Raw genomic sequence first — 22,891 nt, forward strand, 5'->3', positions numbered from 1 at the left:
GACCGTTACCGCCTTGCGTCGGTCGGGTCGTCCGCGGTGAAGTCGCGGATGGCAGCGCGGATGGCCTCGCCGTACGCGTCAGCCGGCAGGTGCGCCAGGTGTTCGCTGGCTCGGGCGAGGTGCTCGCGGGCCTGGGCGGGGTTGCCCAGACGTCGGTGGCAGTCGGCCAGGTTGAGATGCAGCGACGGCAGGAACGCCTGAACCTGGAGCGAGGAAAGGTAGCGCTGGGCGCGCTCGTCGGTCAGGTCGGACACCGCGGCCAGGGCGCGTTCGTCCCAGGTCAGCTCCGCCTCGGTGGTGTCCTGGAGATCGGCGAGGTAGTGGGCGAGGGTGCAGCGGTGGAAGGCGTCGCCGGTGGGGCCGATCTCGTCCCACAACGCGGTGAGAGCGTCGCGGGCGGGACCCTTCTGCCCTGATCGGCCGAGCTGCACCGCCTCGCCGATGCGGGTCATCGTCGGGTCGGGTGTCGGTTGGTCGTCCATGCCGCCGATGTTCGGGCCTCGACCCGGTCGAGGGTCAAATCAGCTGCGAGCACCCGGGGGATGAGCGCCGGCCACGCGTATCACGACCACGCCGGTGACGTCTTCGCGGCACACGCCGTGGATGACAGATAGGGAAGTACGTACTAAAGTACTGCTTCACTATGAAGGATGTAGACGACAGTGGTGAGGGGCTCACCCGAGGTCCGGACGACATGCTGTTCGACCCACGGATCCGGGCGGCGCTGGCGCGGTTCACGCGCGGCGATGACACCGGGGGGCTGGAAACCGCCGCCGCCCTCCGTGCCGCCGCCCGCGGCCTCGAACGGCTGCAATCGCGGGCAACGGGCAACCGTGGGCTGAGTCCGGGCGCACTGGACATTCTGATCCGCCTCAGCGAGAACGAGGACGGCATCAGCATCAAGGACCTGGCTCGCTCCACAGGGGTGAGTTCCAGGAACGTGACCGGCCTGGTGGACACACTGGAAGCCGGCGCGTTGGCCGCACGGATCCCTGCCCCGCACGACCGGCGGTCCGTGCTCGTCCGGATCACACCCTCGGGAATGGCCTGGCTCGACGAGTTCCGCCAGCCCACCCAGGCCGCCATGGCGGCCCTCTTCCGAGGATTCACCCCCGCCGAGACGACGCTGCTGCGACACCTCTGCCTTCGCGTCACGGAAAACCAGCAGCAACTGACCCGCTATCTGGGGGAACAAACCTGATGACCAGCGCGACCGCTCGCACCCGGCAAACCGTCCAGGCGTACCACCAGGCGAGGTTCGGCGGGGACGTAGCCGCCGCAGCCGCCCAGCTCGCCGGCACGTTCACGTTCCAGAGCCCGCTGATCAGGTCCGACGATGCCACTGGCCACCTGGCCGGGCTCCCCGGGTTCCTCCAGGTGGTCACCGGCATCGACATGATTAGCGAGCTGTACGGCGAGTCCGAGGCCACTCTCGTCTACGACGTGCACACTGCCACTCCGGTCGGCACCCAACGCACCGCCGAACACTTCCGGCTGCGGGACGACCGGATCGAATCGATTGCGCTGATCTTCGATGCCACACGCTGGCACTCGATCATGGCTGCGGCCGGTCAAACCGAGCCTGCTTCCGATTGACCACGCCGCATACCGCGCCGGCAAGCCACCGGCCCGGCCGGCACGCCCCGGCCGCGCCGCATATGCGGAGGCCGAAGTCTTCCGGCCCGAAGACAGCACATCCAAGCATGAGGACCACCCAGGCCAGGTGTACTGGCGCAGACGCGGGCAGCGATGGCTGGTGAAAGGCGCACAACACCTTGATCACCTGCGCGCTTCTGGCAGACAACGCGCGCCCGACCGTCGCATCGCCGCCGCTGCGGTTACAGCACAGCCGAGGCGATGCCGCCCGCCCCCGCCTTACGGCAGCGGTCAGTCCCGGGCGGGTAGCCGCAGCGGCCGGTAGCCGTCGGCGTCGAGCTTGGCCAACTCGCCGTCGATGACCCTCGAGTCTCTGGTGACCGAGGTGCTCGACGCCGGGTTCGTGCTCGAGCGGCTGGTCGAGACGCTGCGTGCTGTCAACCCGGAGCGCTACGAGCGGCTGACCGAACGCCCGAGCTTCGTCGCCCTGCGCCTGCGCCGCCCCTGACGACGCTCCCCGCAACGCGTACGCCACGGTGGCGCCTATCGGCGGACTCGGTCTGGATTAGACGACCCTGCCCGTCGGTCGGGCCGTGACGCTGGCCAGCGCCTCGACCAAGGGGAGGGGGTTGACGTAGTCGCGATAGGACAGGATCTGACCGTTGCGAACTCGAATGACCGCGATCACCGTCTGCTCGAACGGCTCGCCCGTGGCGACGACGCTGCCGTACGCCTCGTACTCCACGATGATGACCTCGGGGTCGGTGGTCTCGTGCAGCAGCACGTTGCGGTATTCGTCGAACGTGACGAAGGCGCCGGCTGTCTCGGTGAGATGACGGCGCACCTCCGCACGCCCCCGCAGACGGCCGGGCACGCCTGGCGGATGGTACGGCCACTCGATGTATCCGTCCGGCGCCATCAATTCCACGAATGTCTCGATGTCGACCTCGCGGCCGGCCCGCAGGACCTTCTCGACGACCGTGCGGGACGACAATGTCATCGCGACCTCCCAGGTGGCCAGCGTTGGTTGAACAGGCGTTGATTGAACGAGCGTAGAACGAACGGGCGGGCCGGTCAACGACCGTAGAATGACCGGGTGACCGAACCGAGCGCCCGGTTGACGCGAGCCCAGCAACGCCGCCAGACCGAAGACAGCATCCTGACGGCGGCCCGGCAGATGTTCGCCGAACTCGGCTTCGAGCGCACCACGATCCGTGCCGTGGCCAGGGCGGCCGGGGTCGACGCCGGCCTGGTGATGCACTACTACGGCACCAAGGACAACCTCTTCTCCCGCGCCGCCGAACTGCCCGCCGACGAGTTGCCCAGCGGCGGCGGTGAGGAGATCGTCGACGTCCTGCTCGCCTCGCTCGCCAGCCGCCTGGACGGCGAACCGGTCGCCTCACTCGCGGTCCTGCGTTCCATGCTCACCAACAGCGACGCCGCCGAACGGTACCGGGCCGCCGCCGAGCCCCAGCTCAGCCAGATCACCACCGCGATCCCCACCGCGGACGCCGCGCTGCGCGCCAGCCTGCTCAGCGCGATCGTCCACGGCGTGATCATCGAGCGTTACCTGCTGCGACTCGGCCGACTCGCGGACGCCTCACCCGATGAGATCATCGAGCTGCTTCGTCCGTGCTTCCAGACGTTGGCCACCGCCGAGGTGCCGCCGTCGCCGGTTCGGCCCGCCGGCGCGAGTTGAGCCGCGACCCCGAGGGGTACGGTCGCTGCCCGGCCAACCACGGGAGGGTGAGGCCGGGTCGTCGAACCTGAGCCGCCTCTCAATCCTGGGCGGCGATGGCCGTGAGCACCGAACGGGCGGACGTCGGACGGTGACCGATGAGGGCCTCCAGTGTCGGGTCGGTGACGGCGAACTCGCCACGGCGCGCCGCGCGGTACATGCCGAGGGTGAAGTCGGCCGCCGCCGCGGGCATGCCACGTGCGATGGCGGTGGCCCGCCACTCCTCGTCATCCACGACGACGCGCCTGATGGTGCGGCCCGTAACGGTGCTGAGGATGCCCGCGACAGCCTCGAGGTCGAGCATGTCCGGCGCGGTCAGCGGAGCCGTGACCCCGTCGAGCGCCCCGTCCTCGGTGAGGGCGACGGCGGCGGCCTCGGCGAGGTCGGCGTGCGCGGTCCAGGAGACCGGACCGTCCGCCGGCGCTGCGAGCACGGCGGTCTCCAGGGCCGCGCCGATGGCGAAGCTGAGCGTGCTCGCGTAGAAGCCGTTGCGCAGGGCGGTGAAGGGAACACCCAACCCGGCCAGATGCTCCTCGGTCTCGGCATGCGTGAGCTGGGCGGGGAAGAGTGAATCCTTCGCCGCCGCCTGGTGACTGGTGTACAGGACGCGCGAGGCCCCCGCGGCGTGGGCGGCGTCGATGGCGGCGCGGTTCGCGACGACCGCGCCGCCGCCCCGAATGGCGGCGGACACGACGAGGACCTTCTCGGCGCCCTCGAAGGCGTGTCGCAGCGTGGTCGGGTCGGTGAAGTCTCCGGCCCGGACCCGTACGCCGCGCGCGGCGAGACCCGCGGCCTTGGTCACGTCGCGCACGCTGACGCCCACGGTTTCGGCGGGCACCCGCTCGAGCAGCCGATCGACGATCTGGGAGCCGAGCTGACCGGTGGCACCGGTGATGACGAACATGATGGACACTCCCTGTTATCGACGTTATCGCTGTTACGTTAGCAGTGATACTCCGACGATAACAAGTTGCTGTTAGCATTGGTTCATGACTGCGGCGCAGGACACGGCATCCCGGGACGACGTGCGGCTCGGCATCGTCACGGCGGCCAGCCAGCTGCTGCGGGAGAAGGGCGCGAACGCGGTGACGACGCGAGCCGTCGCCCAGGCGGCGGGTGTGCAGGCGCCCACCATCTATCGCCTCTTCGGTGACAAGAACGGCCTGATCGATGCCGTCGCGGAACACGTCATGGCCACCTATGTCGCCGCCAAATCCGCGGTGGTGCGAGCCGCCGAGGGCGATCCGGTAGCGGACCTGCGGCTCGGATGGCGGGTGCACATCGAGTTCGGCCTGGCGAACCCCGAGCTGTACGCGCTCATCGGCGCCCGGGGGACTGGCGGGCCCTCACCGGCGACGGCTGCCGGCATCGAGGCGCTGCGCACCCGCGTCCGGCGACTGGCCGCGGCCGGCCTGTTGGCTGTCGACGAGCGGCGCGCACTCATGATGATCCACGCCGCCGGCAACGGAACCATCCTCGCCCTCCTGGCGACACCCCCGCAGGAGCGCGACAGTGGTCTGGGCGACGCCATGTTCGACGCCGTGCTCAGCAGCATCCTCGTGAGCACGCCGGCGACACCCGACACGACAGTGAGCGCGGTGGCGGTCACCTTCGCCACGGTGGTGCCCGACCTTCCGGGGCTCAGCGACGCCGAACGCGCGCTCATGACCGAGTGGCTACACCGATCGCTGACCGCGCCACCGACCGCCTGACCGCGGGCCGGTTCCGAGGTGGGCACGTGGCAGGAAAAGCATTGGACGGGCTGATGCGCGGCTTGTAGTTTTCGGCTGACCGTGACACCACCCGAGGAGGTGAGACCCATGACCGCTGTACCGAAGTGGGTGCTCCCCCTCCCGTCATGGCCGGGCGACTGACGTAGGTGTCGCCGGGAGCGCCTCGCCAACCACGGCACTCCCGAAGGGCAACACCTATGCGTTCTGCGCACATCACCGCCGAGCAGCCGTCCAACGACCGGGCCGATCACGCGCCCCGCCCCTTCGATGTGATCATCGTCGGGTGTGGACCGACGGGCGCCATGCTGGCCGCCGAACTACGGCTGCACGAGGTGCGGGTCCTCGTTCTGGAGAAGGAAACCGAACCCGCGTCGTTCGTACGCATCGTCGGTCTGCACATGCGCAGCCTTGAGCTGATGGCGATGCGGGGACTGCTGGATCGCGTCCTCCCGCATGGCCGCCGCCGTCCGGCCGCCGGCTTCTTCGCCGCCATCGCCAAACCCGCGCCCGAGGGCCTGGACTCCGCGTACGCCTATCTATTGGGCATCCGGCAGCCGGTCATCGTGAACGTGCTCGAAGAACGCGCGCTCGAACTGGGCGCGCAGATCCGGCGCGGGTGCGCGGTCACCGGCGTGCAGCAGGACGACGAGGGGGTGACAGTCCTGCTGGCCGACGGGCAGCGGTTGCGGTCGCGCTATCTCGTCGGCTGTGACGGACCACGCAGCACCGTACGCAAACTGCTCGGTGTCGGCTTCCCCGGTGAGCCCGCACGCACCGAGACGCTGATGGGCGAGATGAAGGTGGGCATCCCCCCGGAGGAGGTCGCCGCCACGGTGGCCGCACTCCGCGAGCCTCCACAACGATTCTGGCTCCGGCCCTTCGGAGAAGGGGTCTACAGCGTGCTGGTCCCCGCCGCGGGAGTCAGCGACCGCACGCAACCACCCACCCTTGAGGATTTCAAACACCAGTTGCGCAGCGTCGCCGGCACCGATTTCGGCGTCCACTCCCCGCGTTGGTTGTCCCGCTTCGGCGATGCCACCCGGCTCGCCGAACGGTATCGGGTCGGGCGTGTGCTCCTGGCCGGCGACGCGGCGCACATCCACCCACCCATCGGCGGACAGGGCCTCAACCTGGGCGTCCAGGACGCGGTCAACCTGGGCTGGAAACTGGCCGGGCGCATCCGCGGCTGGGCGCCGGATGACCTGCTGGACACCTACCAGGCCGAACGCCGTCCGGTCGCCGAGGACGTGCTGGACAACACGCGCGCCCAGACCGAGCTGCTGTCCACCGAACCCGGTCCACGGGCCGTGCGCAGACTGCTCACCGAACTGATGGACTTCAACGAGGTCAACCGCTACCTGCTGGAGAAGATCACCGCTGTCGGCATCCGCTACGACTTCGGGGCGGGCCCCGATCTGCTCGGCCGCCGGATGCGCGACATCGCCGTGCGACAGGGCAATCTCTACGGCCTCCTGCATCGCGGTCGCGGCCTGCTGCTGGACCGCACCGAACGCCTCGCGGTCGACGGCTGGTCAGACCGGGTCGACCACCTCGCGGATCCGACCGCCGACCTCGATGCTCCGGGCGTCCTGGTCCGACCCGACGGTCACGTCGCCTGGATCGGCGACGACCAACAGGACCTCGACCGCCACCTTTCGCACTGGTTCGGCACGCCCACCCACTGACGTCGACGCGTCCTAATCGACTCGGGTTTCACGACGTCGGGGTGTCGCAGCGTTGCGGACACCCCGACGTCAGTGACCTCGCGGCGAGGATCCCGCACCGGATCGATCCCGTGACGCTGGCAGACTGGTCGCGTGACAGGTCTGACCGCCGAGCTCGTGGTCGACGGTCGTGCCCCGCGGAGCCCGGCACTCGCCCCGAACGGGCGCCGGCTCTGCTACGTCCTGACACCCCTCAGCCGGACCGGCGACCACCTCGACACCGCACTCTGGCTCGTCGACACCGACGGCGCCGTCGCGCCGCGCCGGGCGACCGCCGACACCGCAACGGAGTCCCGGCCACGGTGGTCGGCCGACTCGGCGACGCTGTTCTTCCTGTCCGACCGCAGCGACCGTGGCACCTCACAGCTGCACGCGCTCACCCTCGCCGACGGCACGGTCACCACGTTGACCGGCTGGCAGGCCGGCGTCATCGACCACCTGCCGCTCACCGACCCCCACCTGGTCGCGCTGCTCGCCGAGGACGAACCCACCGCGCAGGACGCGCGCCGCGCCCGGGACCGCGACGACGTCATCGTCGTCGGCGAGCGCGAACCGCGAGCCCGGATTCGGCTGCTCGACCTGCGCACCGGCCGGATCACCACCCCGCACGTGTTCGGTGACCGGCACGTCGTGGAACTGCGGCAACGTCCCGACGGCGGGCCGCTGGCCGTGCTGACCAGAGCCAGCACCGACAACGACCACGGCCCATGCAGCGGCCACCTGCACCTGCTCGACCCCGCGACCGGGACCGTCCAGGACCTCGGACCTGTCGAAGCCGACGCACAATCGCTGGCCTGGTGGCCGGGCGAGGACGGCTGGCACCTCGGTTACCTCGCGCTCACCCCGCCGGGTCTGCAGGCCGGCACCGCCGTGTTCGACCTGGCCGTGGAGAACCGCGTCCTGCGCAACCGCACCGCCGGTCTCTCGATGTGCCCCACCGAACTCCGCCAGACCGACGGCGCCCCGCTGGTGGTGTTCGCCGACGGCCTGAACGCGACCCTGGCCCGGCTCGACGCCACCGACCTCACGATCCTGTCGCAGCACCCCGGATGCCTCGACACCCTCACCGCCACCCCTGCCGGCGACGACATCGCCGTCCTCACCGCCGGCCGCTACCAACCGCCGAACGTCCACGTCGGACCGGCAACCGGGCCGCTGCGGAGAATCACCACCACCCGCCCGGAACTGGACGGCATCGCGCTCGGCGCGCAACAACCGCTGGCCTACCGTGCCGCCGACGGCCTCGACCTGGACGGCCTGCTCGTCCTGCCGGTCGGACGAACCGCGTCGGACGGCCCGTTCCCGCTTGTCACGATCGCGCACGGCGGCCCGTACGAGCGCTACGCCGATCGATGCCAGCTGTTCTGGTTCCCCAGCGCGCAGTGGCTGGCCGCCGCCGGCCACGCGGTGTTCCTGCCCAACCAGCGCGGTGGTCAGGGCCATGGTCACCAGTTCGCCGCAAGCGTCGCCGGCCGGGTCGGACAACAGGAGTGGACCGACATCCTGAGCGGCATCGACCTGCTCGTCGCCGAGGGCATCGCCGACCCGGACCGGCTGGGTATCGCCGGTTGGAGCCACGGCGGCTTCCTGTCCGCCTGGGCCGTCAGCCAGACCGACCGCTTCCGCGCCGCGCTGGTCGGCGCCGGCGTCGTCGACTGGGGCATGCTGGCCGCGACCGGGGAGAACGGCCAGTTCGAAGCCGCGCTCGGCGGCAGCACCGGCTGGTCCGGCATCGGACCACACCCCCACGACGCGGTCAGCCCGATCTCCTTCGCCAGCCGCATCCGCACCCCGGTGCTCATCCTGCACGGCGCCGAGGACACGAACGTTCCCCTCGGACAGGCCGTGTACCTCCACCGGGCGCTGCGCCACTTCGACGTCGAGCACGAGTTCGTGATCTACCCGAGAGAGGGTCACTCGATCCGGGAACGCCACCACCAGATCGACGTCCTGCGCCGGACCCGCGCCTGGTTCGATCGCTGGCTCTGACCCTGACCTGTCCTCGCTCTCCAGCCACGCGTTGTCGCGTCGTGGAGCTGTCCCACGCTCAGGTGAAAGTCACCGCAGGTCATGCCCGGCCGTGGCGTCGACGTGGTCCGGAACGGGGTCATGGTGGTCGCCGACGGTGAGGGTGCCGGTCGGTTCGAACATCAGGATCGCGGCGCCGTCCGGGGAGAAGGGTTTGTGGTAGGTGCCGCGCGGTACGACGAACACCGAGCCCTGCGGCAGCACCACGGTGCGTTCCCGCTCGCCCGATGGGCGCAGGGCGATGCTCAACACCCCCGACAGTACGAGGAAGAACTCGTCGGTGTCGTCATGGCGGTGCCACACGTGCTCGCCAGCGACCTTGGCGATGCGCACGTCATAGTCGTTGACCCGCGTCACGATGCGCGGGCTCCACAGTGCCTCGAAGGTGGCCAGGGCGGTGGACAACTCGACCGGTTCACTGATCATGGCTGTCATCGTGGCCGATGCCGTCGGCGCAGAGTGAGTGCTAGAAATCGCGTATGCCGCAACGATCCTCGCAGCCCGGTGGCGGCACGCACCGGGTGGTGATGCTCGTCGACGACGGGTCGAACCCGTTCGAGCTGGGCGTGGCCACCGAACTGTTCGGCCTGCGCCGCCCGGAGATCAACCGCCGCTGGTACGACTTCACGCTGTGCGCCGCCGCCCCGGACACCGTGCTGCACGCCGGGCTGTTCACCCTCACCGGCGTACCCGGCCTGCACGCCGCCGAGGGCGCTGACACCCTCATCGTGCCGAACCGACCCGACCCGCACGTCCCGCCCGCGCCCGCCGTCATCGACGCCGTGCAGCGGGCCGCCGCCCGCGGCACCCGACTGGTCAGCTTCTGCACCGGCACGTTCACCCTCGCCGCCGCCGGGGTGCTCGACGGCCGCCACGCCACCACCCACTGGCGCTGGAGCGAGCTGTTCGCCGCCCGCCATCCCCGGGTGTTGCTGCGCCCCGACGTGCTGTTCGTCGACGACGGCGACGTACTCACCGCCGCCGGCAGCGCCGCCGCCCTCGACCTCGGCCTCCACCTGATCCGCCGCGACCACGGCGCCGAGAGCGCCAACACGGTCAGCCGCCGGCTCGTGTTCGCCGCGCACCGCGACGGCGGGCAACGCCAGTTCATCCCCCAGCCACTGCCGGCCGTACTCGACACGTCTCTGGCACCGCTGCTCGACTGGGCCCGAGGCCGGCTGCACCAACCCCTGAGCGTGGCGGACCTGGCCACCCACGCCGCCGTCAGCCCGGCTACCCTGCACCGCCGCTTCCACACCGAACTGGGCACCACCCCGCTGGCCTGGCTGACCAGCCAACGCATCAACCTGGCCTGCCGTCTGCTGGAAGCGGGTGAACCACGGCTGGACACCGTCGCCCGCGCCAGCGGCCTGGGCACCAGCGCCAACCTGCGCACCCAGATCCGCCGCCACACCGGACTGACCCCCAGCGCCTACCGCGGTCGCTTCTCCACCACCGCACGCCCACACCAACGGCAGTGCGATGATGCCTGACCACGAGAAATCCCCCGTCCGGCGAAGACGACCCGGGCACCGCACAGCAGGGTGGGCTCCACAGCCCGTCACGAAGGAGCACCTGTTCGTCCCGTCCTCGGGAGCTCGGGCGCACTCGTGACGGCGGACTCGAACGCCACAGCTTCCCCCGCTATCGGAGGTCCGGACCTTGACCGAGTTGTACCCACCGATCGAGCCGTACGAGACCGGGATGCTCGACGTCGGCGACGGCAACCTCGTGTACTGGGAGGTGTGCGGTAACCCGGTCGGTAAGCCCGCGCTTGTCGTCCACGGTGGGCCCGGTTCCGGGTGTGGGCCCGGCTGGCGTCGGTACTTCGATCCGGACCGGTACCGGGTCGTCCTGTTCGACCAGCGTGGTTGCGGTCGCAGCACACCACACGCGAGCGATCCGGCGACGGAGATGCGGCACAACACCACCTGGCACCTGATCGCCGACATGGAGCGGCTGCGCGATCGCCTCGGCATCGACCGCTGGCTGCTGCACGGCGGATCCTGGGGTTCCACCCTCATCCTGGCCTACGCGCAGCAGCACCCCCGGCGGGTCTCCGAGATCGTCATCGCCGCCGTCACCATGACCAGGCGCGCCGACATCGACTGGCTCTACCGGGGCGTCGGCCGGTTCTTCCCCGAGCAGTGGCAACGATTCCTCGAAGGAGCCCCGGGCACATCCCGCGACGGGGATATCGTCGCCGCGTACGCCCGCCTGGTGGAAGACCCGGACCCCGCCGTTCGGGACAGGGCCACGATCGATTGGTGCGCCTGGGAGGACGCGGTCCTGTCCGGAGAGACGCGCGGCGCGGCGAATCCGTACGGCGATCGCCCTCCCGCGGCGCGGCTGGCCTTCGTGCGCATCTGCGCGCACTACTTCGCCCACGGTGCGTGGCTGGAGGAGGGCGCACTGCTGCGCGATGCTGACCGGTTGGCCGGCATCGCCGGTGTCCTCATCCACGGCCGACTCGATCTGGGCGGGCCACTGCAGACAGCGTGGGACCTGCACCGCGCCTGGCCCGACTCGACGTTGACCGTGATCGAGAGCGCGGGGCATCTCGGCACAGCCGAGACCCGCGAGCACGTTGTCCACGCCCTCGACCGATTCGCCGCCGACGACTCCCTTGGCGTACGAAGCCGACCGTGATCGGCCTGAGGTCGGCACCGCCATCTCGTGGACCGGGCCGGCGTGGGCGCAGTCGCCCGAGGTGAAGTCCCGATCGGCCTCCCGCCGACTGCGGTCGCCAATTATCAGATTGTCAGTAACAGTAATCCGGTAAATCACCACCACAAAAGGGGCGAACCCGGCGTGCACCATAATGACAGTTCTTGTGCGTAAGGAGTCAGGTTGGTGTAGTGGCCTTGGTACGCCGGGGCGAGCGCCCCGGCCGGAGACTCAGATGACCTCTTGGGACGGCACGGATAGCGGACCCGACTGCAGGTAGTCCAATGCGCGGCGTAACGCCTCCGCGCTGTCTCAGAAGTGCCCGAGCGCTGAATTGCAGCCGTGGGTTGGCGGTCCCGGCATTGGACGGCGTGGCGGGGCTGACTACGAGCGGCCGTACGCGGAGCGGGCCTGGGCTACCTCGGCGGCTTCGCGTTCACGCCACCGGCGCTGAGCCTCCTGATTACACGTCCGGCAGACCCGGCGGTAGCGGGCGGTCGCCGGGTCGAGTTCACGGTCGTGACCGTTGCGGCACTGTGCCGACTGGTTTCGGCTGCGGCTGGCCTCGGCCCGGCTGAGCTGGCGCAGATGTGTCGGCTCGATGCAGTCGGCGGCGCCGCAGGTCTGGTCGACGTCGAGAGCGGGGTCATAGCCGCCGACGAGGACGACGTACGCGGCGATGTGCGCCCACGCACGACCGGCGACCTTCTGGTGCACCCCGCGTCGCCGCCCGTAGCCTTCGATGACAAGGCAACCGTCCTCGGTGCGCTGTGAGCGCTCCAGCAGGTAGGTGCGCAGCGACTCTTCGGTGTGGTACCGGGACAGACCCTTCACGGCCGAAAGCACGGTGCCACCGTACTCCGGGCTTCAGGCGCGTAGGCCGGCGACGACGATCTCGACGAGGGCTGTGGCGCCGCGGTGCCGCGCCGTCGCGACGCAGCCGATCACGAGGGCTTGAATGTCGTCGAGCGTGACGTCCGGACGGATGGTGCCGCGTTGCTGCGCCTTGTTCAGGAGTTCGGCGAAGGCGGCGTTGAGGGCGGCGTCAGCGTCGGCGGGTATCTGGTATCCGCCGCCGGCCAGAGCGTCCGCGATGGCGCGATTGGTGAGGCCGGCTTCCACCATGACGGTGAAGAACTCGGCGAATTCGATGCCGGAACGGGCCTTGTCGGTGAGGGCCTGGAGGCGGTCGAGCACCACGGCCTCGATGAGCGACTCCTTGGTCGGAAAGTGTCGATACACGGTGCCGGCGCCGACGCCCGCGCGGCGGGCGATCTCGTCGATGGGCACGCCCAGGCCCTCGGCGGCCAGGGTCTCGTAGGCGGCATCCAGGACGCTCTGGCGATTGCGGCGGGCGTCGGCGCGCATGAGGTTTCTCCGGCCTGTCGACAAGCGGGGCGCGCGTTCCGTATGGTTAAACGGGGCGACCGTTCCGATTATAGGAGACGCCATGTGGAGCGCGCGCGACATACCCCGGCTCGACGGCAGCACCGCGCTGGTGACCGGAGCTACCTCCGGCATCGGCCTGGAAACGGCGATAGCTCTGAGCGCACAAGGAGCCCACGTCGTCATCGGCGCTCGCACCGCGGCACGCGGTGCGAGCGCCCTACGCGCGTTACCCGGCAGAGGCAGCGTCCTCGCACTCGAACTCGCCAGCCTCCACGCGGTGCGGCAGGCGGCAAGCGACCTGCACGAGCGCTTCGAGCGACTCGACATCCTGATCAACAATGCCGGTCTGTGGTGGCAGCCTGCACAGCGCACCACGGACGGCTTCGAGTCTCAGATGGGCGTCAACCACCTCGGCCACTTCGCGCTGACCGGTCTCCTCCTCGACCTGCTCGAGCGGTCACCGGCCGGGCGGATCGTCACGGTCAGCAGCAAGGCGGCCGCCGCGGGCTCGGTCACGCACCTCGACCCCAGGAGCCTCGACGGGTACCGGCCAACCGCGGCCTACAACGCCTCGAAACTCGCGAATCTGCTCTTCGCATTCGAACTGCAGCATCGACTCGCCGCGTCCGACTCGTCGACGATCAGCCTCGCGGCCCATCCGGGTGGCGCGCGCACCAGCCTGTTTCGGGACGCGTCGCCAGGCTTCCGGGTGGCCAACGCGACGATTGGGTGGCTGTTTACCCAGCCTGCTCGGGCCGGCGCACTGCCCGTACTCCGGGCGGCCACCGACAGGCGAGCCGCCGGCGGCGAGTACTACGGACCGGGCGGCCCCGGCCAGTTCAAGGGCGCCCCGAAACCGCACCGGGCCCCGGACCGTGCCTGCGACCCGGTCACCCGACGCCGGCTGTGGGCGCTGTCCGAAGTGGCGACGGGCGTCACCTACCCCTTGCGTACCGAAGGAGCTGCGTACTGACCTGTAGCGAGCATCTCCACTTGGCGCCGAGAAAGATCACCGCTCAGGCCTGAGCCTGAGTCCGGGTGCTGTGGGAGAGCATCGGATCCGTGGAGATCGTCGAACAGTTCGTGCGGGGCAAGTTGTACGGGGATCCTGACGTGTGTGAGGACGCGATCGTCGTGACCGCCGAGCACGTGGCGGTCATCGATGGCGCGACGGACGTGAGCGGCAGGCGTTACGGAAACGGGGCGGGCGGGTGGTGGGTCATGGCGGCCTGCCGGGACGCCGTTCGGCGGTTTCCGCGCGACGTCGACTCGTACACCGCGGTCGCGGCGATGACCGCCGAGCTGGCGGCCCGCATCGACTCGACGTTGAGCGCAGCGGAACGGCCGAGCGCGGCGGTGACCGTCTACTCGCGAGCGCGTCGAGAGATCTGGCAGGTCGGTGACGTCGGATTCGCGTACCGAGGGCTCCCCACGTCGGTCGGTCAGCCGCGCAAGCTGGTCGACCAGGTCGCGGCGTCCTTCCGCGCCGCGGTTCTCGCCGCGGAGGTCGCCGCCGGGGCGATCAGCATGGATCGGCTGGTGCAGGTGGATCCGGGACGACTCGCGGCGCGAGCGCTGACCGGGCGGCAGGGCGGCCTGCGGAACAGCACCGGACCGTACGCGTATGCCGCCATCGACGGCCGTCCGGTTCCGCCGTCGTTGGTGGTCGTGCATCCGGTGCCTGGCGACGTTGACGAGCTGGTGATCGCCAGCGACGGATATCCGGTCATCGGTGAGACCTTGGCCGAGTCCGAGTCGACGCTTGCCCTGCTCCTGGAAAAGGATCCGTGGTGCGTGGCCGACCTCGCCGGCACCAAGGGGGTGCTGCCCGGTCAGGTGAGCTTCGATGACCGCGCCTACCTGCGGGTTCGCGGGTTGGGCGGGAGGTGAGCGTCACGCCGGCGGTCGGGTGATTTTGGCGGCCACGGCGTCGAGGACCCAGTCCAGGCCGGTCGCGAAGGACTCCTCGGGGTCCACCTCTGTGCCGTCGTGCACGGCCTTGGACAGCGCCGGGAAGCGGCCCGTTGCCAACATCGTCGTCACGTGCGGGCCGAAGGCGCGTTGCCAGTCGCGCTTGGACAGGCCGGTGGCGCGCTCGGCCCGCAGGTTCGCGATCTCGCGCCTGATCGCACCGGTGACGTAGGCGCTGACGGTCTGCACGGCGCGCAGGACGGTGTCGACGTCGGCGAGACCGTCGAGGGCGGCCAGGTTGGCCTCGGTCACGGCCATGGCGTTGGGGCCCAGGGTGGGACGGCCGCCGAGCAGGTCGGCCAGCCAAACGTGTCGCAGGGCGGCCTGTCTGGTGCGGTGGGCGAGGATGCACAGCGTCTCCCGCCAGTCACCGGGCCGCTCCTCGGGGAGGATCTCGGCGTGGACCTCGTCCACGATGAGGTCGAGCAGCTCGTCCTTGGTGGAGATGTATCCGTACAGCCGCATCGGGCCGGCGTTCAGGCGGGCGGCGACCTTGCGCACCGACACCGCCTCCAGCCCGCTTTCGTCGGCCAGCGCGATGGCGGCGGCGATGATCCGCGCCCGGTCGAGCGGCACGGGGGGAGCCGGCGGCTCCGGCCGGTCCCACACGGTCATCTGGTCACTCCCTGTTGTTGCGACGCATTCTAGGCACGATACGGTGTATCGCTATGAGACACCGTATCGCGGTGGCCGGAGGTGGCCCCGGGGGCCTGACCTTCGCCCGCGTCCTGCACCGCCACGGCTACCCCGTCACCGTCCTCGAACGCGATCCCGCGCCCGACTCCCGCCCCCCGGGAGGCACGCTGGACCTGCACGAAGGGCTGGGTCAGCTGGCACTGGACAAGGCGGGGCTGCGGGCGGAGTTCGAGGCGTTGTCTCGTCCCGAGGGGCAGGCCATGCGCATCCTGGACGCCGCCGGGACCGTTCTGCGCGACTGGCGACCCTCTCCGGACGAGCGGGCCAATCCGGAGATCGACCGCGGGCAACTCCGTGACCTGCTGCTCGACTCTCTCGACGTGCGCTGGGGTCACGAGGTGGCGCAGGTGGTGCCGGGGACCGAGGACGGCGTACTGGTTCGTTTCGCGGACGGGCGACAGGAGACGTTCGATCTCGTGGTGGGCGCGGACGGCGCCTGGTCCCGGGTCCGCCCGGCAGTCTCGCCGGTGACGCCGCACTACACGGGTGTCACCTCGGTCGAGACCTCCCTCGACGACATCGACACCCGCCACCCTGACCTCGCCCGGTTGGTCGGCGACGGTTCGGTGGCCGCCTACGGTGTGAACCGATCTATCGTCGCCCAGCGCAACAGCGGCGGTCACGTCAAGGTGTACGCCAAGTTCCGCGCGCCGCTGGACTGGCACGCCGACCTGGACCTGGCCGACGTCGAGGCCACGCGATCAGGCCTGCTGGCGCTGTTCGACGGCTGGGCGGCCCCCGTCCTCGACCTGCTCGGCCACGGCGCCGCCTTCACCCACCGCCCCTTCTACGTCCTGCCCGAATCCCACACCTGGGCCCACGTGCGCAAAGTGACGCTCCTGGGCGACGCCGCCCACCTGATGCCACCGTTGGGGGCAGGCGCGAACCTCGCGATGCTGGACGGCGCCGAGCTCGCCGAGTCCATCGCTGCCAACCCCGACAATGTGGACGAGGCGGTCCGTGCCTTCGAGGAACAGATGTGGGCACGGGCCGGGCGGTGGGCGAAGATCACGACGGCCGGTCTGGAACGCCTCGTGAGCCCGGACCCCGCCGAGGCCCTCGCCCTCTTCGACCACGTCCAGCCCTCCTGAGCGCCAGGACACCGACGAGGGCGTGGAGCTACCGGTCGGACGGGCCCGCCCGATCCGGCGTGCCCCCCGCGCAGGAATACCCGCAGGGCGTCCGGGACGTGCTCCCAGAACCGCGGCTCAGCGCCGGAGCGGAGGCCGTACCCGACCCGGGTGATCACCGACTCGGCCGGCCGGGCGACCTGGTCGTTGCGGCAGGTCGTGTCGGCACGCTTCATTCAGCGGAAGACCGAGCGACGAGCACCGGTGACGGGTCCTGGCATCTCGGGTGTCCGGCTACGCTGGGCCCGTGCCTCGATACGACTTCGTGGTTGTCGGCGCGGGCGCGGCCGGCGCGGTGCTCGCGGCCCGCCTCAGCGAGGATCCGGGCCGTTCCGTGTTGCTGCTGGAGGCCGGGCCTGACCTCGTCGGGGCGGCGGTGCCCGAGGCGTTGCGAACCGGCTCGGTGGAGGCCGAGGACGGCTTCGACTGGGCCCTGCGGGCGACAGTCGTCGCCGGGCGGGAGGCGCCGCTGCGGCGCGGCCGGGTGGTCGGCGGCTCGACGCAGATCAACGACCGTGGCGCGATGCGGGCACCAGCCGCGGATTTCGTCTCCTGGGGCGGCCGTGGCCTGCCGGAGTGGGACTGGCCGGCGGTGCTCCCGGCGTTTCGCCGGCTGGAGGCCGACCAGCAGTTCGGCGACCGTGACCACCACGGCGTCGACGGGCCTGTCCCGATCACCCGGTGGTCGCGCGGTGAGCTGACGGCGGCGATGGACGGCTTCCTGCAGGCCACGCTCGGCCTCGGGCACGACTACCAGGACGACATGAACGCCCCCGACGCCGTCGGTATCGGGATGTATCCGCAGAACCGGCGCGGCCGGCTGCGGATGTCCACCGCCCTCACCCACCTCGACCCGGCCCGGTCGAGGTCCAATCTGGTCGTCCGGGGCGACGCCGAGGTCGAGAGCGTGCTGCTCGACGGCGGACGGGCGGTGGGTGTGCAGGTCGCGGGGGAGCGGATCGACGCCCGCGAGGTCATCCTCTGCGCCGGCTCGCCGTACAGCCCGGCTCTGCTGCTGCGCTCGGGGATCGGCCCCGCCGACCAGTTGCGCGCGGCCGGCGTCACGCCCCTGGTCGACCTGCCCGGGGTGGGCGCGGACGTGATCGACCAGCCCGGCGCGATCATCCTGGTGGTCCCCGAGCCGGCGACGATCGGCGGCGACTGGCCGCGTACGCAGCTCATCGCGCGGCTCGCGGGCATACCGGGCCACGAGGTCGACCAGGCGTTCTACCTGAGCCTGTTCACCGGCATGAGCACGTTGCGGGGCGCTGGCGCGGGTCTGGACCGGATCATCGGCGCCGACCAGGTCAACACGGTGATGATCGGCGACATGGCGATGGCCTCGCGTGGACGCATCTCGGTGCGCGACGCCGACGGGTCGACGCCACCCGTGGTCGACCTCGGGTTCTACTCCGCCGAGGGTGACCTCGCCCGGATGCGCGACGCCTACCGGCACGCGTGGGAGATCGCCAACCAGGCCACCTTCACCAAGACAGTTGCCCGGTTCGCGCTCGTCGACGACGCGGTCGTGGGCGACGACGAGCAGCTCGACCACCTGCTGCGTGCCACCACGTACAGCCGGTTGAACCTGGTCGGCGGCGCACGGATGGGCGCGGCGGACGACCCGGGCGCGGTCGTCGACGGGCGGTGCCGGGTACGCGGCGTGGCCAACCTGCGGGTGGTCGACGCCAGCATCGTTCCGGTGCCGCTGCGCGCGCCGGCCGCGTTGACCAGCATCATGATCGGGGAACGCGGGGCTGAGCTGATCGCCGGCTAGCGGCGCGCCGGGGGCCGGGAACCTGGTCGCCGAACGGGCCAGGGATGTGCCACCGTGACACCGCCGTCGCCCACCTCTCGGAGGTGAGGCCCGCTGAACGCGTGTGCGGGCGGCACGTTCCCGGCAACTGCGCGATCCTGGTCGCTGTGATCACACAACGGCTTCGGGTGGCCGCGTACGCGGTGTGTCTGCGCGACGAGAGTCTGTTGCTCGCCCGCTGGGTGTCGCCGGACGGGGCTCGGCGGCACTGGACGCTGCCCGGCGGTGGGGTCGAGCACACCGAGGATCCGTTCGACGCCGTCGTGCGGGAGGTGGCGGAGGAGACGGGGTACGCGGCGCGGGTCGAGCGGTTGCTCGGGGTGAACTCGCGCACGAGGAACGTGGAGCGGCTCGACGACGACGTTGTCGAGCTGCACATGCTCGCGGTCTTCTATCGGGCCCGGGTCGTGGGCGGTGAGCTTCGATCCGAGACCTGTGGCACGACCGACCTGGCGCAGTGGGTGCCGATGGCGCAGGTCGCGACCCTGGAGCGTTCCGTCGTCGTCGACATCGGTCTGGAGCTGCACCGCAGCGCGCCACCTACCGGGCACGTGGAGCCGATCCGCACGACCGGCCTGCTGCGACACTGACCGCCCGTGCGGGTCTCGTCGACGGGCATCAGGTGTGGGGGCTGCGCGCTTGGACGTCCCGAAGCCACGCCGGACGCGTCCCCCACGAGGCCGACGGGGTGCTGCCCCATTCGCATTCCGGCCCCACGAACGGATCGATCTTGAGAGGCGAGGTGGCCGGGTCCGCCGAGACCAGCGCCAGATCCTCGGCGTAGCGGCCGAGCAGCCGCGTCCACGATGGAGCCAACACGTCCCACGAGGCGCATTCGACATCCACCCGGACCACCTGTCCGGGCGTGCCCCCCGGCGCGGGATCACCGTCGAGCAGCCACAGCACGTCACCGTTCATGTGCCCCACGACCACCGCTCCCGGCGTGCCGACGATCGGCCGCACCGGGCCGTTCAGGCAGAGCATTCCCCTGTCGACCAGGTAGGCCCAGACCTGAGGGTCGTCCCAGTCCGGCTCCGGACCGTAGTTGTCGCGCCACATCCGGGTCATCTCGATGATCTGGTCGGTGTCGCAGAGGTTGTCCAGCGGCACCGGGGTGGGCTCGACGGACGGCAGCGTCGCACCGGGGTCGGTCCCGTTGTGGATGCGGAGACTTGCCCGGAAATCGGGCGGCAGTGTCAAGGCCAGGGCGGCTTCCACCGCATCGATGGCGTGTGCCGGGGCCGGTGCGTTGAGCTGGCGTAGGGAGGACGGCAGGACGCGACCGAGGCCGGCCTCGATCCGCGCCCACGCCTCGGCGACTCGCCTGTCGACCTCGGCCCCGGTGTCGATCACGACGCGACTCTAGTCGTCACCGGTTCGTCTTCGCGGCCCCGGCCACGGGCGGCGGTGGTTGACGACCGCGCCGACCCGTACGCCGTGGTGGTCCTCGTTGGCCACGGCGGCGTACGGGCCGGTGGACACGTCAGCCCTGGCGGTCGAGCCACTCCCGGTAGGTGGTGGGCGCGAGGACGGCGTCGTCGGTGGCGATGAGAGCCGCGCCGGGCACGGCGGCGAACATGCCGGCGTTGTCGTCGGTGGTGACGGTGCGCTGGTCACCGCGTGCGGCGAGGGTGATCCGCCCCAGCTCGTCGAGGGCGAAGACGTCGGGGCCGGCGACGTTGCGGACACCGCGCAGGGGTGCGCTCATGCTGACCTCGGCGACGGCCTGCGCCACGTCGACCGCGGCCATGGGCTGCACGGGGGTGCTGGGCAGGCGGACGGTGGCGTCGTCGGCCGTCCACGACAGGATCGCGTCGACGAACTCGAAGAACTGGGTGGCGCGCACGATCGAGTACGGGACGGGACCGGCCTTGAGGATGTCCTCCTGGAGGACCTTGGCGCGGTAGTAGGCCAGGTCGGGCACCTGGTCGACGCCGACGATGGAGAGCACCACGGCGTGGCCGACGCCCGCGCGACCGGCGGCGGCGAGGAGGTTGTCCATCGTCGTCTGGAAGAAGGCGGGGGAGGCGTCGTCGAAGGTCGGCGAGTTCGTCAGGTTGACGACGACGTCGGCGCCGGTGAGCCCGTCGGACAGGCCCTGCCCGGTGAGCAGGTCCACCCCGGTGGAGGGCGAGAGCGGCACCGCGTCGTGCCCGGCGGTCCGCAGGATCCGCACGACCTGCGACCCGATGAGCCCGGTCCCACCCAGTACGGCGATCTTCATGACAGTGCACCTTCCCGTGACGATGTGGGGTCTTTGTCCGGCCCGCCGGACGGCGACCGATACTCGGACCTTTCTTATCCGAGAACAATACTCGGACATTTGTAGTCCGAGTAACGGGGGTTGGCTAGGGTGAGGGCATGAAGATGTCCGGCGGGGTCGAGTGGGCGCTGCACTGCTGCGTGGTGCTCACCGTCAGTAGCACGCCGGTCCCGGCGGCCAAGCTGGCGGAGCTGCACGACGTCTCCGGCAGCTACCTCGCCAAGCAGCTCCAGGCCCTGGCCCGCGCCGGCCTGGTGCACTCCGTGCAGGGCAAGTCGGGCGGCTACGTCCTGACCCGGGCACCGCAGAGCATCACCCTGCTCGACGTGGTCCGAGCCGTCGACGGTCCCGGCCCGACCTTCGTCTGCACCGAGATCCGCCAGCGCGGCCCGTTCGCGACCCCGGCCGACGCCTGCACCACGCCGTGTCCGGTCGCCCGCGCCATGTGGGCAGCCGAGGACGCGTGGCATCAGGCGCTCGCCGCGGTCACGATCGCCGACCTCGCCCGCGACGTCGACGCCACCTCCGGCCCCGAAGCACTTGTCGGCATCCAGACCTGGCTGACCAGCGGCGCCGGCTGAGGGCCTGTCACCCGGTGTGGCGTACCTCGGTGTCCCAGATCTGTGCCCACGGACGCCGCAGCCCCCGGCACACGTGGATGGGGCCGCCGTTCTCGTCGTTGTCCACCTCGACCCGCTGATCCACTCGCCCCGCGAGCGTGCACTCGTCGAACCAGGCGGTCAGCGGCTCCGGACGCTCCCAGCCGACCGCGATGACCACGTCCGCGCCAGCCGGCGGCTGGCCGAAGTCGACCATGCTGTTGTGCCCGGAGTACGCCTGCGGCAGCTCACGGACCGGACCGTAGCGGGCCAGCGCACCGGCCTCACCGTAGTTGCTGGTCAGGATGACCGCGCGGGGTCGCTCCTCGGGCGGCAGCCCACGATGGACGGCGGCGACCGAGTCGGCGAACGCCGGCCAGCCGATCGTCTCGCCGGCGTCGTAGTTGACGTCGACCACGAACCCGGGCAACCGCTCGGCCGGCAGCACCGGCAGCAGCAGCACGATGGTGGGTAGCAGGAGCGGCACCACGCCCAGCGCGAGCAGCCCTCGGCGCAGCCGGACCGACCCGCGCGACGCCCACCCGACGGTCACCACCGCCCCGGCGGCGGTGAGCACCAGCAGCAGCGGCGCGTCGTAGTAGCCCTTGCCGCCGGCGATCAGCACGATGCCGAACACCACCAACCAGGCCCAGCCCACCGCCCGGTAGGCCCGCCAGGCCGGGCGGCGCAGCAGCGCGACGAGGCCGGCGATCCAGATGGGTACGGCGTACGGGCTGATGATGACGAACTGGAGGGTCAACGCGTCGACGCGGCCACTGTAGGAGCTGTCGCCGTCGGCGATGGAGCCCGCCACGCCGAGCTGGGGAAAGCCGTGCGCCGCCTGCCAGATCAGGTTCGGTGCGGCCAGCAGCAGGGCGATCCCGGCGGCGGCGAGCACCCAGCGGTCGCGCAACAGCCGACGTGGCCCGGCGATGAGCACGCCGACGATCAGGCCCACGGCCAGCAGCGCGGGCAGCACCTTGCTGAGCATGCCCACGCCGAGCGCCAGCCCGATGCCCAGGGCCCAGCGGCTGTCGCCGGTGCGTAGCAACCGCACCGCACACCACGCCGCGGCGAGCCAGACCAGCAGGTCGACGGTGGTGGTGCTGAGCAGGTGCCCGCTGGCGAGCACGATGCCGGACAGCGCGGCCAACACCGCCGCGCAGGTCTGCGCACCGCGACCGGCGCCCAGCTCGCGGGCGATGGCGGCGACCAGCAGCACCGCGCCACCGGCCAGCAGTGCCGACGGGGTCCGCAGAATCACCAGGTTGTCCGGCGCGATCGTGTCCAGCAACCGGGCCAGCGCCGGGACCAGCGGGCCCTGGTCGACGTAGCCCCAGTCGAGGTGTCGGCCGGCGAGCAGGAAATACAACTCGTCACGGTGATAGCCGTAGCGGCCGGCGAGCAGCAGCAGGAGCACGCTTGTCGCCAGGGCCACCAGCCACGGGCCACGCGTGGGCGCACCGGGCTCCGGGGCTCCCGGCGGCGACGTCGGAACCGACCGCTGGGGTCGGTCAATGTCGATCACGGGCTCGCTCACC

25 protein-coding genes are annotated in these 22,891 nt (G+C 70.8%); 15 read left to right on the forward strand and 10 right to left on the reverse strand.

What is annotated here, in order from left to right:
• Positions 1-5 precede the first annotated feature (5 nt).
• Positions 6-482: a hypothetical protein gene (locus ACGFH8_RS31975; RefSeq protein ID WP_393374612.1), complete on the reverse strand. Its 477-nt coding sequence runs from the start codon at positions 480-482 to the stop codon at positions 6-8.
• Positions 483-694: 212 nt separating this feature from the next.
• On the opposite strand from ACGFH8_RS31975, the gene ACGFH8_RS31980 reads away from it, so the two are divergent.
• From ACGFH8_RS31980 to ACGFH8_RS31990, 3 genes are all read left to right on the forward strand, one after another.
• Positions 695-1,201: a MarR family winged helix-turn-helix transcriptional regulator gene (locus ACGFH8_RS31980; protein ID WP_393374615.1), complete on the forward strand. Its 507-nt coding sequence runs from the start codon at positions 695-697 to the stop codon at positions 1,199-1,201.
• Positions 1,201-1,596 carry a hypothetical protein gene (locus tag ACGFH8_RS31985; protein ID WP_393374617.1) on the forward strand — a complete coding sequence of 132 codons (396 nt, stop codon included), beginning with the start codon at positions 1,201-1,203 and terminating at the stop codon, positions 1,594-1,596. The genes ACGFH8_RS31980 and ACGFH8_RS31985 overlap by 1 nt, the downstream gene beginning before the upstream one ends.
• 358 nt (positions 1,597-1,954) lie before the next feature.
• Positions 1,955-2,104, forward strand: a complete 150-nt coding sequence (locus tag ACGFH8_RS31990; RefSeq protein WP_393374619.1) for a hypothetical protein — start codon at positions 1,955-1,957, stop codon at positions 2,102-2,104.
• A 57-nt stretch (positions 2,105-2,161) separates the two neighbouring features.
• Here the strand turns inward: ACGFH8_RS31990 and ACGFH8_RS31995 are convergent, their stop codons facing one another.
• Positions 2,162-2,674 carry a nuclear transport factor 2 family protein gene (locus ACGFH8_RS31995; protein WP_393374621.1) on the reverse strand — a complete coding sequence of 171 codons (513 nt, stop codon included), beginning with the start codon at positions 2,672-2,674 and terminating at the stop codon, positions 2,162-2,164.
• 18 nt (positions 2,675-2,692) lie between these two features.
• On the opposite strand from ACGFH8_RS31995, the gene ACGFH8_RS32000 reads away from it, so the two are divergent.
• Positions 2,693-3,295: a TetR/AcrR family transcriptional regulator gene (locus ACGFH8_RS32000; protein ID WP_393374624.1), complete on the forward strand. Its 603-nt coding sequence runs from the start codon at positions 2,693-2,695 to the stop codon at positions 3,293-3,295.
• Positions 3,296-3,374: 79 nt separating this feature from the next.
• Here ACGFH8_RS32000 and ACGFH8_RS32005 read toward each other — a convergent pair whose 3' ends face one another.
• A complete protein-coding gene (locus ACGFH8_RS32005) occupies positions 3,375-4,238 on the reverse strand; it encodes an NmrA family NAD(P)-binding protein (RefSeq protein ID WP_393374626.1) in 864 nt (287 codons plus the stop codon).
• Between the two features lie 85 nt (positions 4,239-4,323).
• Between ACGFH8_RS32005 and ACGFH8_RS32010 the strand changes: the two genes are divergently transcribed.
• From ACGFH8_RS32010 to ACGFH8_RS32020, 3 genes are all read left to right on the forward strand, one after another.
• Positions 4,324-5,046 (forward strand): TetR/AcrR family transcriptional regulator, encoded by a 723-nt coding sequence (locus tag ACGFH8_RS32010; protein WP_393374629.1) that lies wholly within the window; start codon positions 4,324-4,326, stop codon positions 5,044-5,046.
• A 218-nt stretch (positions 5,047-5,264) separates the two neighbouring features.
• Positions 5,265-6,752, forward strand: a complete 1,488-nt coding sequence (rox, locus tag ACGFH8_RS32015) for a rifampin monooxygenase (protein ID WP_393374630.1) — start codon at positions 5,265-5,267, stop codon at positions 6,750-6,752.
• 132 nt (positions 6,753-6,884) lie between these two features.
• Positions 6,885-8,780: a S9 family peptidase gene (locus ACGFH8_RS32020; RefSeq protein WP_393374632.1), complete on the forward strand. Its 1,896-nt coding sequence runs from the start codon at positions 6,885-6,887 to the stop codon at positions 8,778-8,780.
• 69 nt (positions 8,781-8,849) lie between these two features.
• Here ACGFH8_RS32020 and ACGFH8_RS32025 read toward each other — a convergent pair whose 3' ends face one another.
• A complete protein-coding gene (locus tag ACGFH8_RS32025; RefSeq protein WP_393374634.1) occupies positions 8,850-9,245 on the reverse strand; it encodes a cupin domain-containing protein in 396 nt (131 codons plus the stop codon).
• Positions 9,246-9,298: 53 nt separating this feature from the next.
• Between ACGFH8_RS32025 and ACGFH8_RS32030 the strand changes: the two genes are divergently transcribed.
• Positions 9,299-10,312: a helix-turn-helix domain-containing protein gene (locus tag ACGFH8_RS32030; protein WP_393374636.1), complete on the forward strand. Its 1,014-nt coding sequence runs from the start codon at positions 9,299-9,301 to the stop codon at positions 10,310-10,312.
• A 169-nt stretch (positions 10,313-10,481) separates the two neighbouring features.
• The gene (gene pip, locus ACGFH8_RS32035) at positions 10,482-11,468 is read left to right on the forward strand and encodes a prolyl aminopeptidase (protein WP_393374638.1); all 987 of its coding nucleotides are present in this window, start codon (positions 10,482-10,484) and stop codon (positions 11,466-11,468) included.
• A 402-nt stretch (positions 11,469-11,870) separates the two neighbouring features.
• Here pip and ACGFH8_RS32040 read toward each other — a convergent pair whose 3' ends face one another.
• Both ACGFH8_RS32040 and ACGFH8_RS32045 read right to left on the reverse strand, forming a co-directional pair.
• A complete protein-coding gene (locus ACGFH8_RS32040) occupies positions 11,871-12,332 on the reverse strand; it encodes an HNH endonuclease (protein ID WP_393374641.1) in 462 nt (153 codons plus the stop codon).
• Positions 12,333-12,353: 21 nt separating this feature from the next.
• Positions 12,354-12,854: a TetR/AcrR family transcriptional regulator gene (locus ACGFH8_RS32045; protein ID WP_393374643.1), complete on the reverse strand. Its 501-nt coding sequence runs from the start codon at positions 12,852-12,854 to the stop codon at positions 12,354-12,356.
• 82 nt (positions 12,855-12,936) lie between these two features.
• Here ACGFH8_RS32045 and ACGFH8_RS32050 point away from each other — a divergent pair, with 82 nt between their 5' ends.
• Both ACGFH8_RS32050 and ACGFH8_RS32055 read left to right on the forward strand, forming a co-directional pair.
• Positions 12,937-13,848, forward strand: coding sequence for an oxidoreductase (locus ACGFH8_RS32050; protein WP_393374645.1), 912 nt, complete (start codon positions 12,937-12,939; stop codon positions 13,846-13,848).
• A gap of 89 nt (positions 13,849-13,937) precedes the next feature.
• Positions 13,938-14,765 (forward strand): hypothetical protein, encoded by an 828-nt coding sequence (locus tag ACGFH8_RS32055; RefSeq protein ID WP_393374648.1) that lies wholly within the window; start codon positions 13,938-13,940, stop codon positions 14,763-14,765.
• Positions 14,766-14,768: 3 nt separating this feature from the next.
• On the opposite strand, the gene ACGFH8_RS32060 is transcribed toward ACGFH8_RS32055, so the two are convergent.
• Positions 14,769-15,461, reverse strand: coding sequence for a TetR/AcrR family transcriptional regulator C-terminal domain-containing protein (locus ACGFH8_RS32060; protein WP_393374649.1), 693 nt, complete (start codon positions 15,459-15,461; stop codon positions 14,769-14,771).
• A 53-nt stretch (positions 15,462-15,514) separates the two neighbouring features.
• On the opposite strand from ACGFH8_RS32060, the gene ACGFH8_RS32065 reads away from it, so the two are divergent.
• From ACGFH8_RS32065 to ACGFH8_RS32075, 3 genes are all read left to right on the forward strand, one after another.
• Positions 15,515-16,633: an FAD-dependent oxidoreductase gene (locus ACGFH8_RS32065; protein ID WP_393374652.1), complete on the forward strand. Its 1,119-nt coding sequence runs from the start codon at positions 15,515-15,517 to the stop codon at positions 16,631-16,633.
• 286 nt (positions 16,634-16,919) lie between these two features.
• Positions 16,920-18,449: a GMC family oxidoreductase gene (locus ACGFH8_RS32070; RefSeq protein WP_393374655.1), complete on the forward strand. Its 1,530-nt coding sequence runs from the start codon at positions 16,920-16,922 to the stop codon at positions 18,447-18,449.
• A 146-nt stretch (positions 18,450-18,595) separates the two neighbouring features.
• Entirely contained in the window at positions 18,596-19,078 is a 483-nt protein-coding gene (locus ACGFH8_RS32075; RefSeq protein ID WP_393374657.1) for an NUDIX hydrolase, read from the forward strand.
• Between the two features lie 28 nt (positions 19,079-19,106).
• Here ACGFH8_RS32075 and ACGFH8_RS32080 read toward each other — a convergent pair whose 3' ends face one another.
• On the reverse strand, positions 19,107-19,841 hold the full coding sequence (locus ACGFH8_RS32080) for an SMI1/KNR4 family protein (RefSeq protein ID WP_393374660.1): 735 nt from the start codon (positions 19,839-19,841) through the stop codon (positions 19,107-19,109).
• A 130-nt stretch (positions 19,842-19,971) separates the two neighbouring features.
• Entirely contained in the window at positions 19,972-20,712 is a 741-nt protein-coding gene (locus ACGFH8_RS32085; protein WP_393374663.1) for an SDR family oxidoreductase, read from the reverse strand.
• Positions 20,713-20,849: 137 nt separating this feature from the next.
• Here ACGFH8_RS32085 and ACGFH8_RS32090 point away from each other — a divergent pair, with 137 nt between their 5' ends.
• Positions 20,850-21,332, forward strand: coding sequence for an RrF2 family transcriptional regulator (locus ACGFH8_RS32090; protein WP_393374666.1), 483 nt, complete (start codon positions 20,850-20,852; stop codon positions 21,330-21,332).
• A gap of 7 nt (positions 21,333-21,339) precedes the next feature.
• Here the strand turns inward: ACGFH8_RS32090 and ACGFH8_RS32095 are convergent, their stop codons facing one another.
• A complete protein-coding gene (locus ACGFH8_RS32095) occupies positions 21,340-22,890 on the reverse strand; it encodes an ArnT family glycosyltransferase (RefSeq protein ID WP_393374668.1) in 1,551 nt (516 codons plus the stop codon).
• Position 22,891 lies beyond the last annotated feature (1 nt).

Origin of the sequence: Micromonospora sp. NPDC049175 (assembly GCF_043197345.1) — a bacterium.
Taxonomy (GTDB): domain Bacteria; phylum Actinomycetota; class Actinomycetes; order Mycobacteriales; family Micromonosporaceae; genus Micromonospora.

Excerpts from the sequence above, each read along its gene's own strand:
- ACGFH8_RS31975 (WP_393374612.1), bottom strand. The coding sequence starts at position 482 with ATGGACGACCAACCGACACCCGACCCGACGATGACCCGCATCGGCGAG.
- ACGFH8_RS31980 (WP_393374615.1), top strand. The coding sequence starts at position 695 with ATGCTGTTCGACCCACGGATCCGGGCGGCGCTGGCGCGGTTCACGCGC.
- ACGFH8_RS31985 (WP_393374617.1), top strand. The coding sequence starts at position 1,201 with ATGACCAGCGCGACCGCTCGCACCCGGCAAACCGTCCAGGCGTACCAC.
- ACGFH8_RS31990 (WP_393374619.1), top strand. The coding sequence starts at position 1,955 with ATGACCCTCGAGTCTCTGGTGACCGAGGTGCTCGACGCCGGGTTCGTG.
- ACGFH8_RS32005 (WP_393374626.1), bottom strand. The coding sequence starts at position 4,238 with ATGTTCGTCATCACCGGTGCCACCGGTCAGCTCGGCTCCCAGATCGTC.
- ACGFH8_RS32010 (WP_393374629.1), top strand. The coding sequence starts at position 4,324 with ATGACTGCGGCGCAGGACACGGCATCCCGGGACGACGTGCGGCTCGGC.
- rox (WP_393374630.1), top strand. The coding sequence starts at position 5,265 with ATGCGTTCTGCGCACATCACCGCCGAGCAGCCGTCCAACGACCGGGCC.
- ACGFH8_RS32025 (WP_393374634.1), bottom strand. The coding sequence starts at position 9,245 with ATGATCAGTGAACCGGTCGAGTTGTCCACCGCCCTGGCCACCTTCGAG.
- ACGFH8_RS32030 (WP_393374636.1), top strand. The coding sequence starts at position 9,299 with ATGCCGCAACGATCCTCGCAGCCCGGTGGCGGCACGCACCGGGTGGTG.
- ACGFH8_RS32045 (WP_393374643.1), bottom strand. The coding sequence starts at position 12,854 with ATGCGCGCCGACGCCCGCCGCAATCGCCAGAGCGTCCTGGATGCCGCC.
- ACGFH8_RS32050 (WP_393374645.1), top strand. The coding sequence starts at position 12,937 with ATGTGGAGCGCGCGCGACATACCCCGGCTCGACGGCAGCACCGCGCTG.
- ACGFH8_RS32060 (WP_393374649.1), bottom strand. The coding sequence starts at position 15,461 with ATGACCGTGTGGGACCGGCCGGAGCCGCCGGCTCCCCCCGTGCCGCTC.
- ACGFH8_RS32065 (WP_393374652.1), top strand. The coding sequence starts at position 15,515 with ATGAGACACCGTATCGCGGTGGCCGGAGGTGGCCCCGGGGGCCTGACC.
- ACGFH8_RS32085 (WP_393374663.1), bottom strand. The coding sequence starts at position 20,712 with ATGAAGATCGCCGTACTGGGTGGGACCGGGCTCATCGGGTCGCAGGTC.
- ACGFH8_RS32090 (WP_393374666.1), top strand. The coding sequence starts at position 20,850 with ATGAAGATGTCCGGCGGGGTCGAGTGGGCGCTGCACTGCTGCGTGGTG.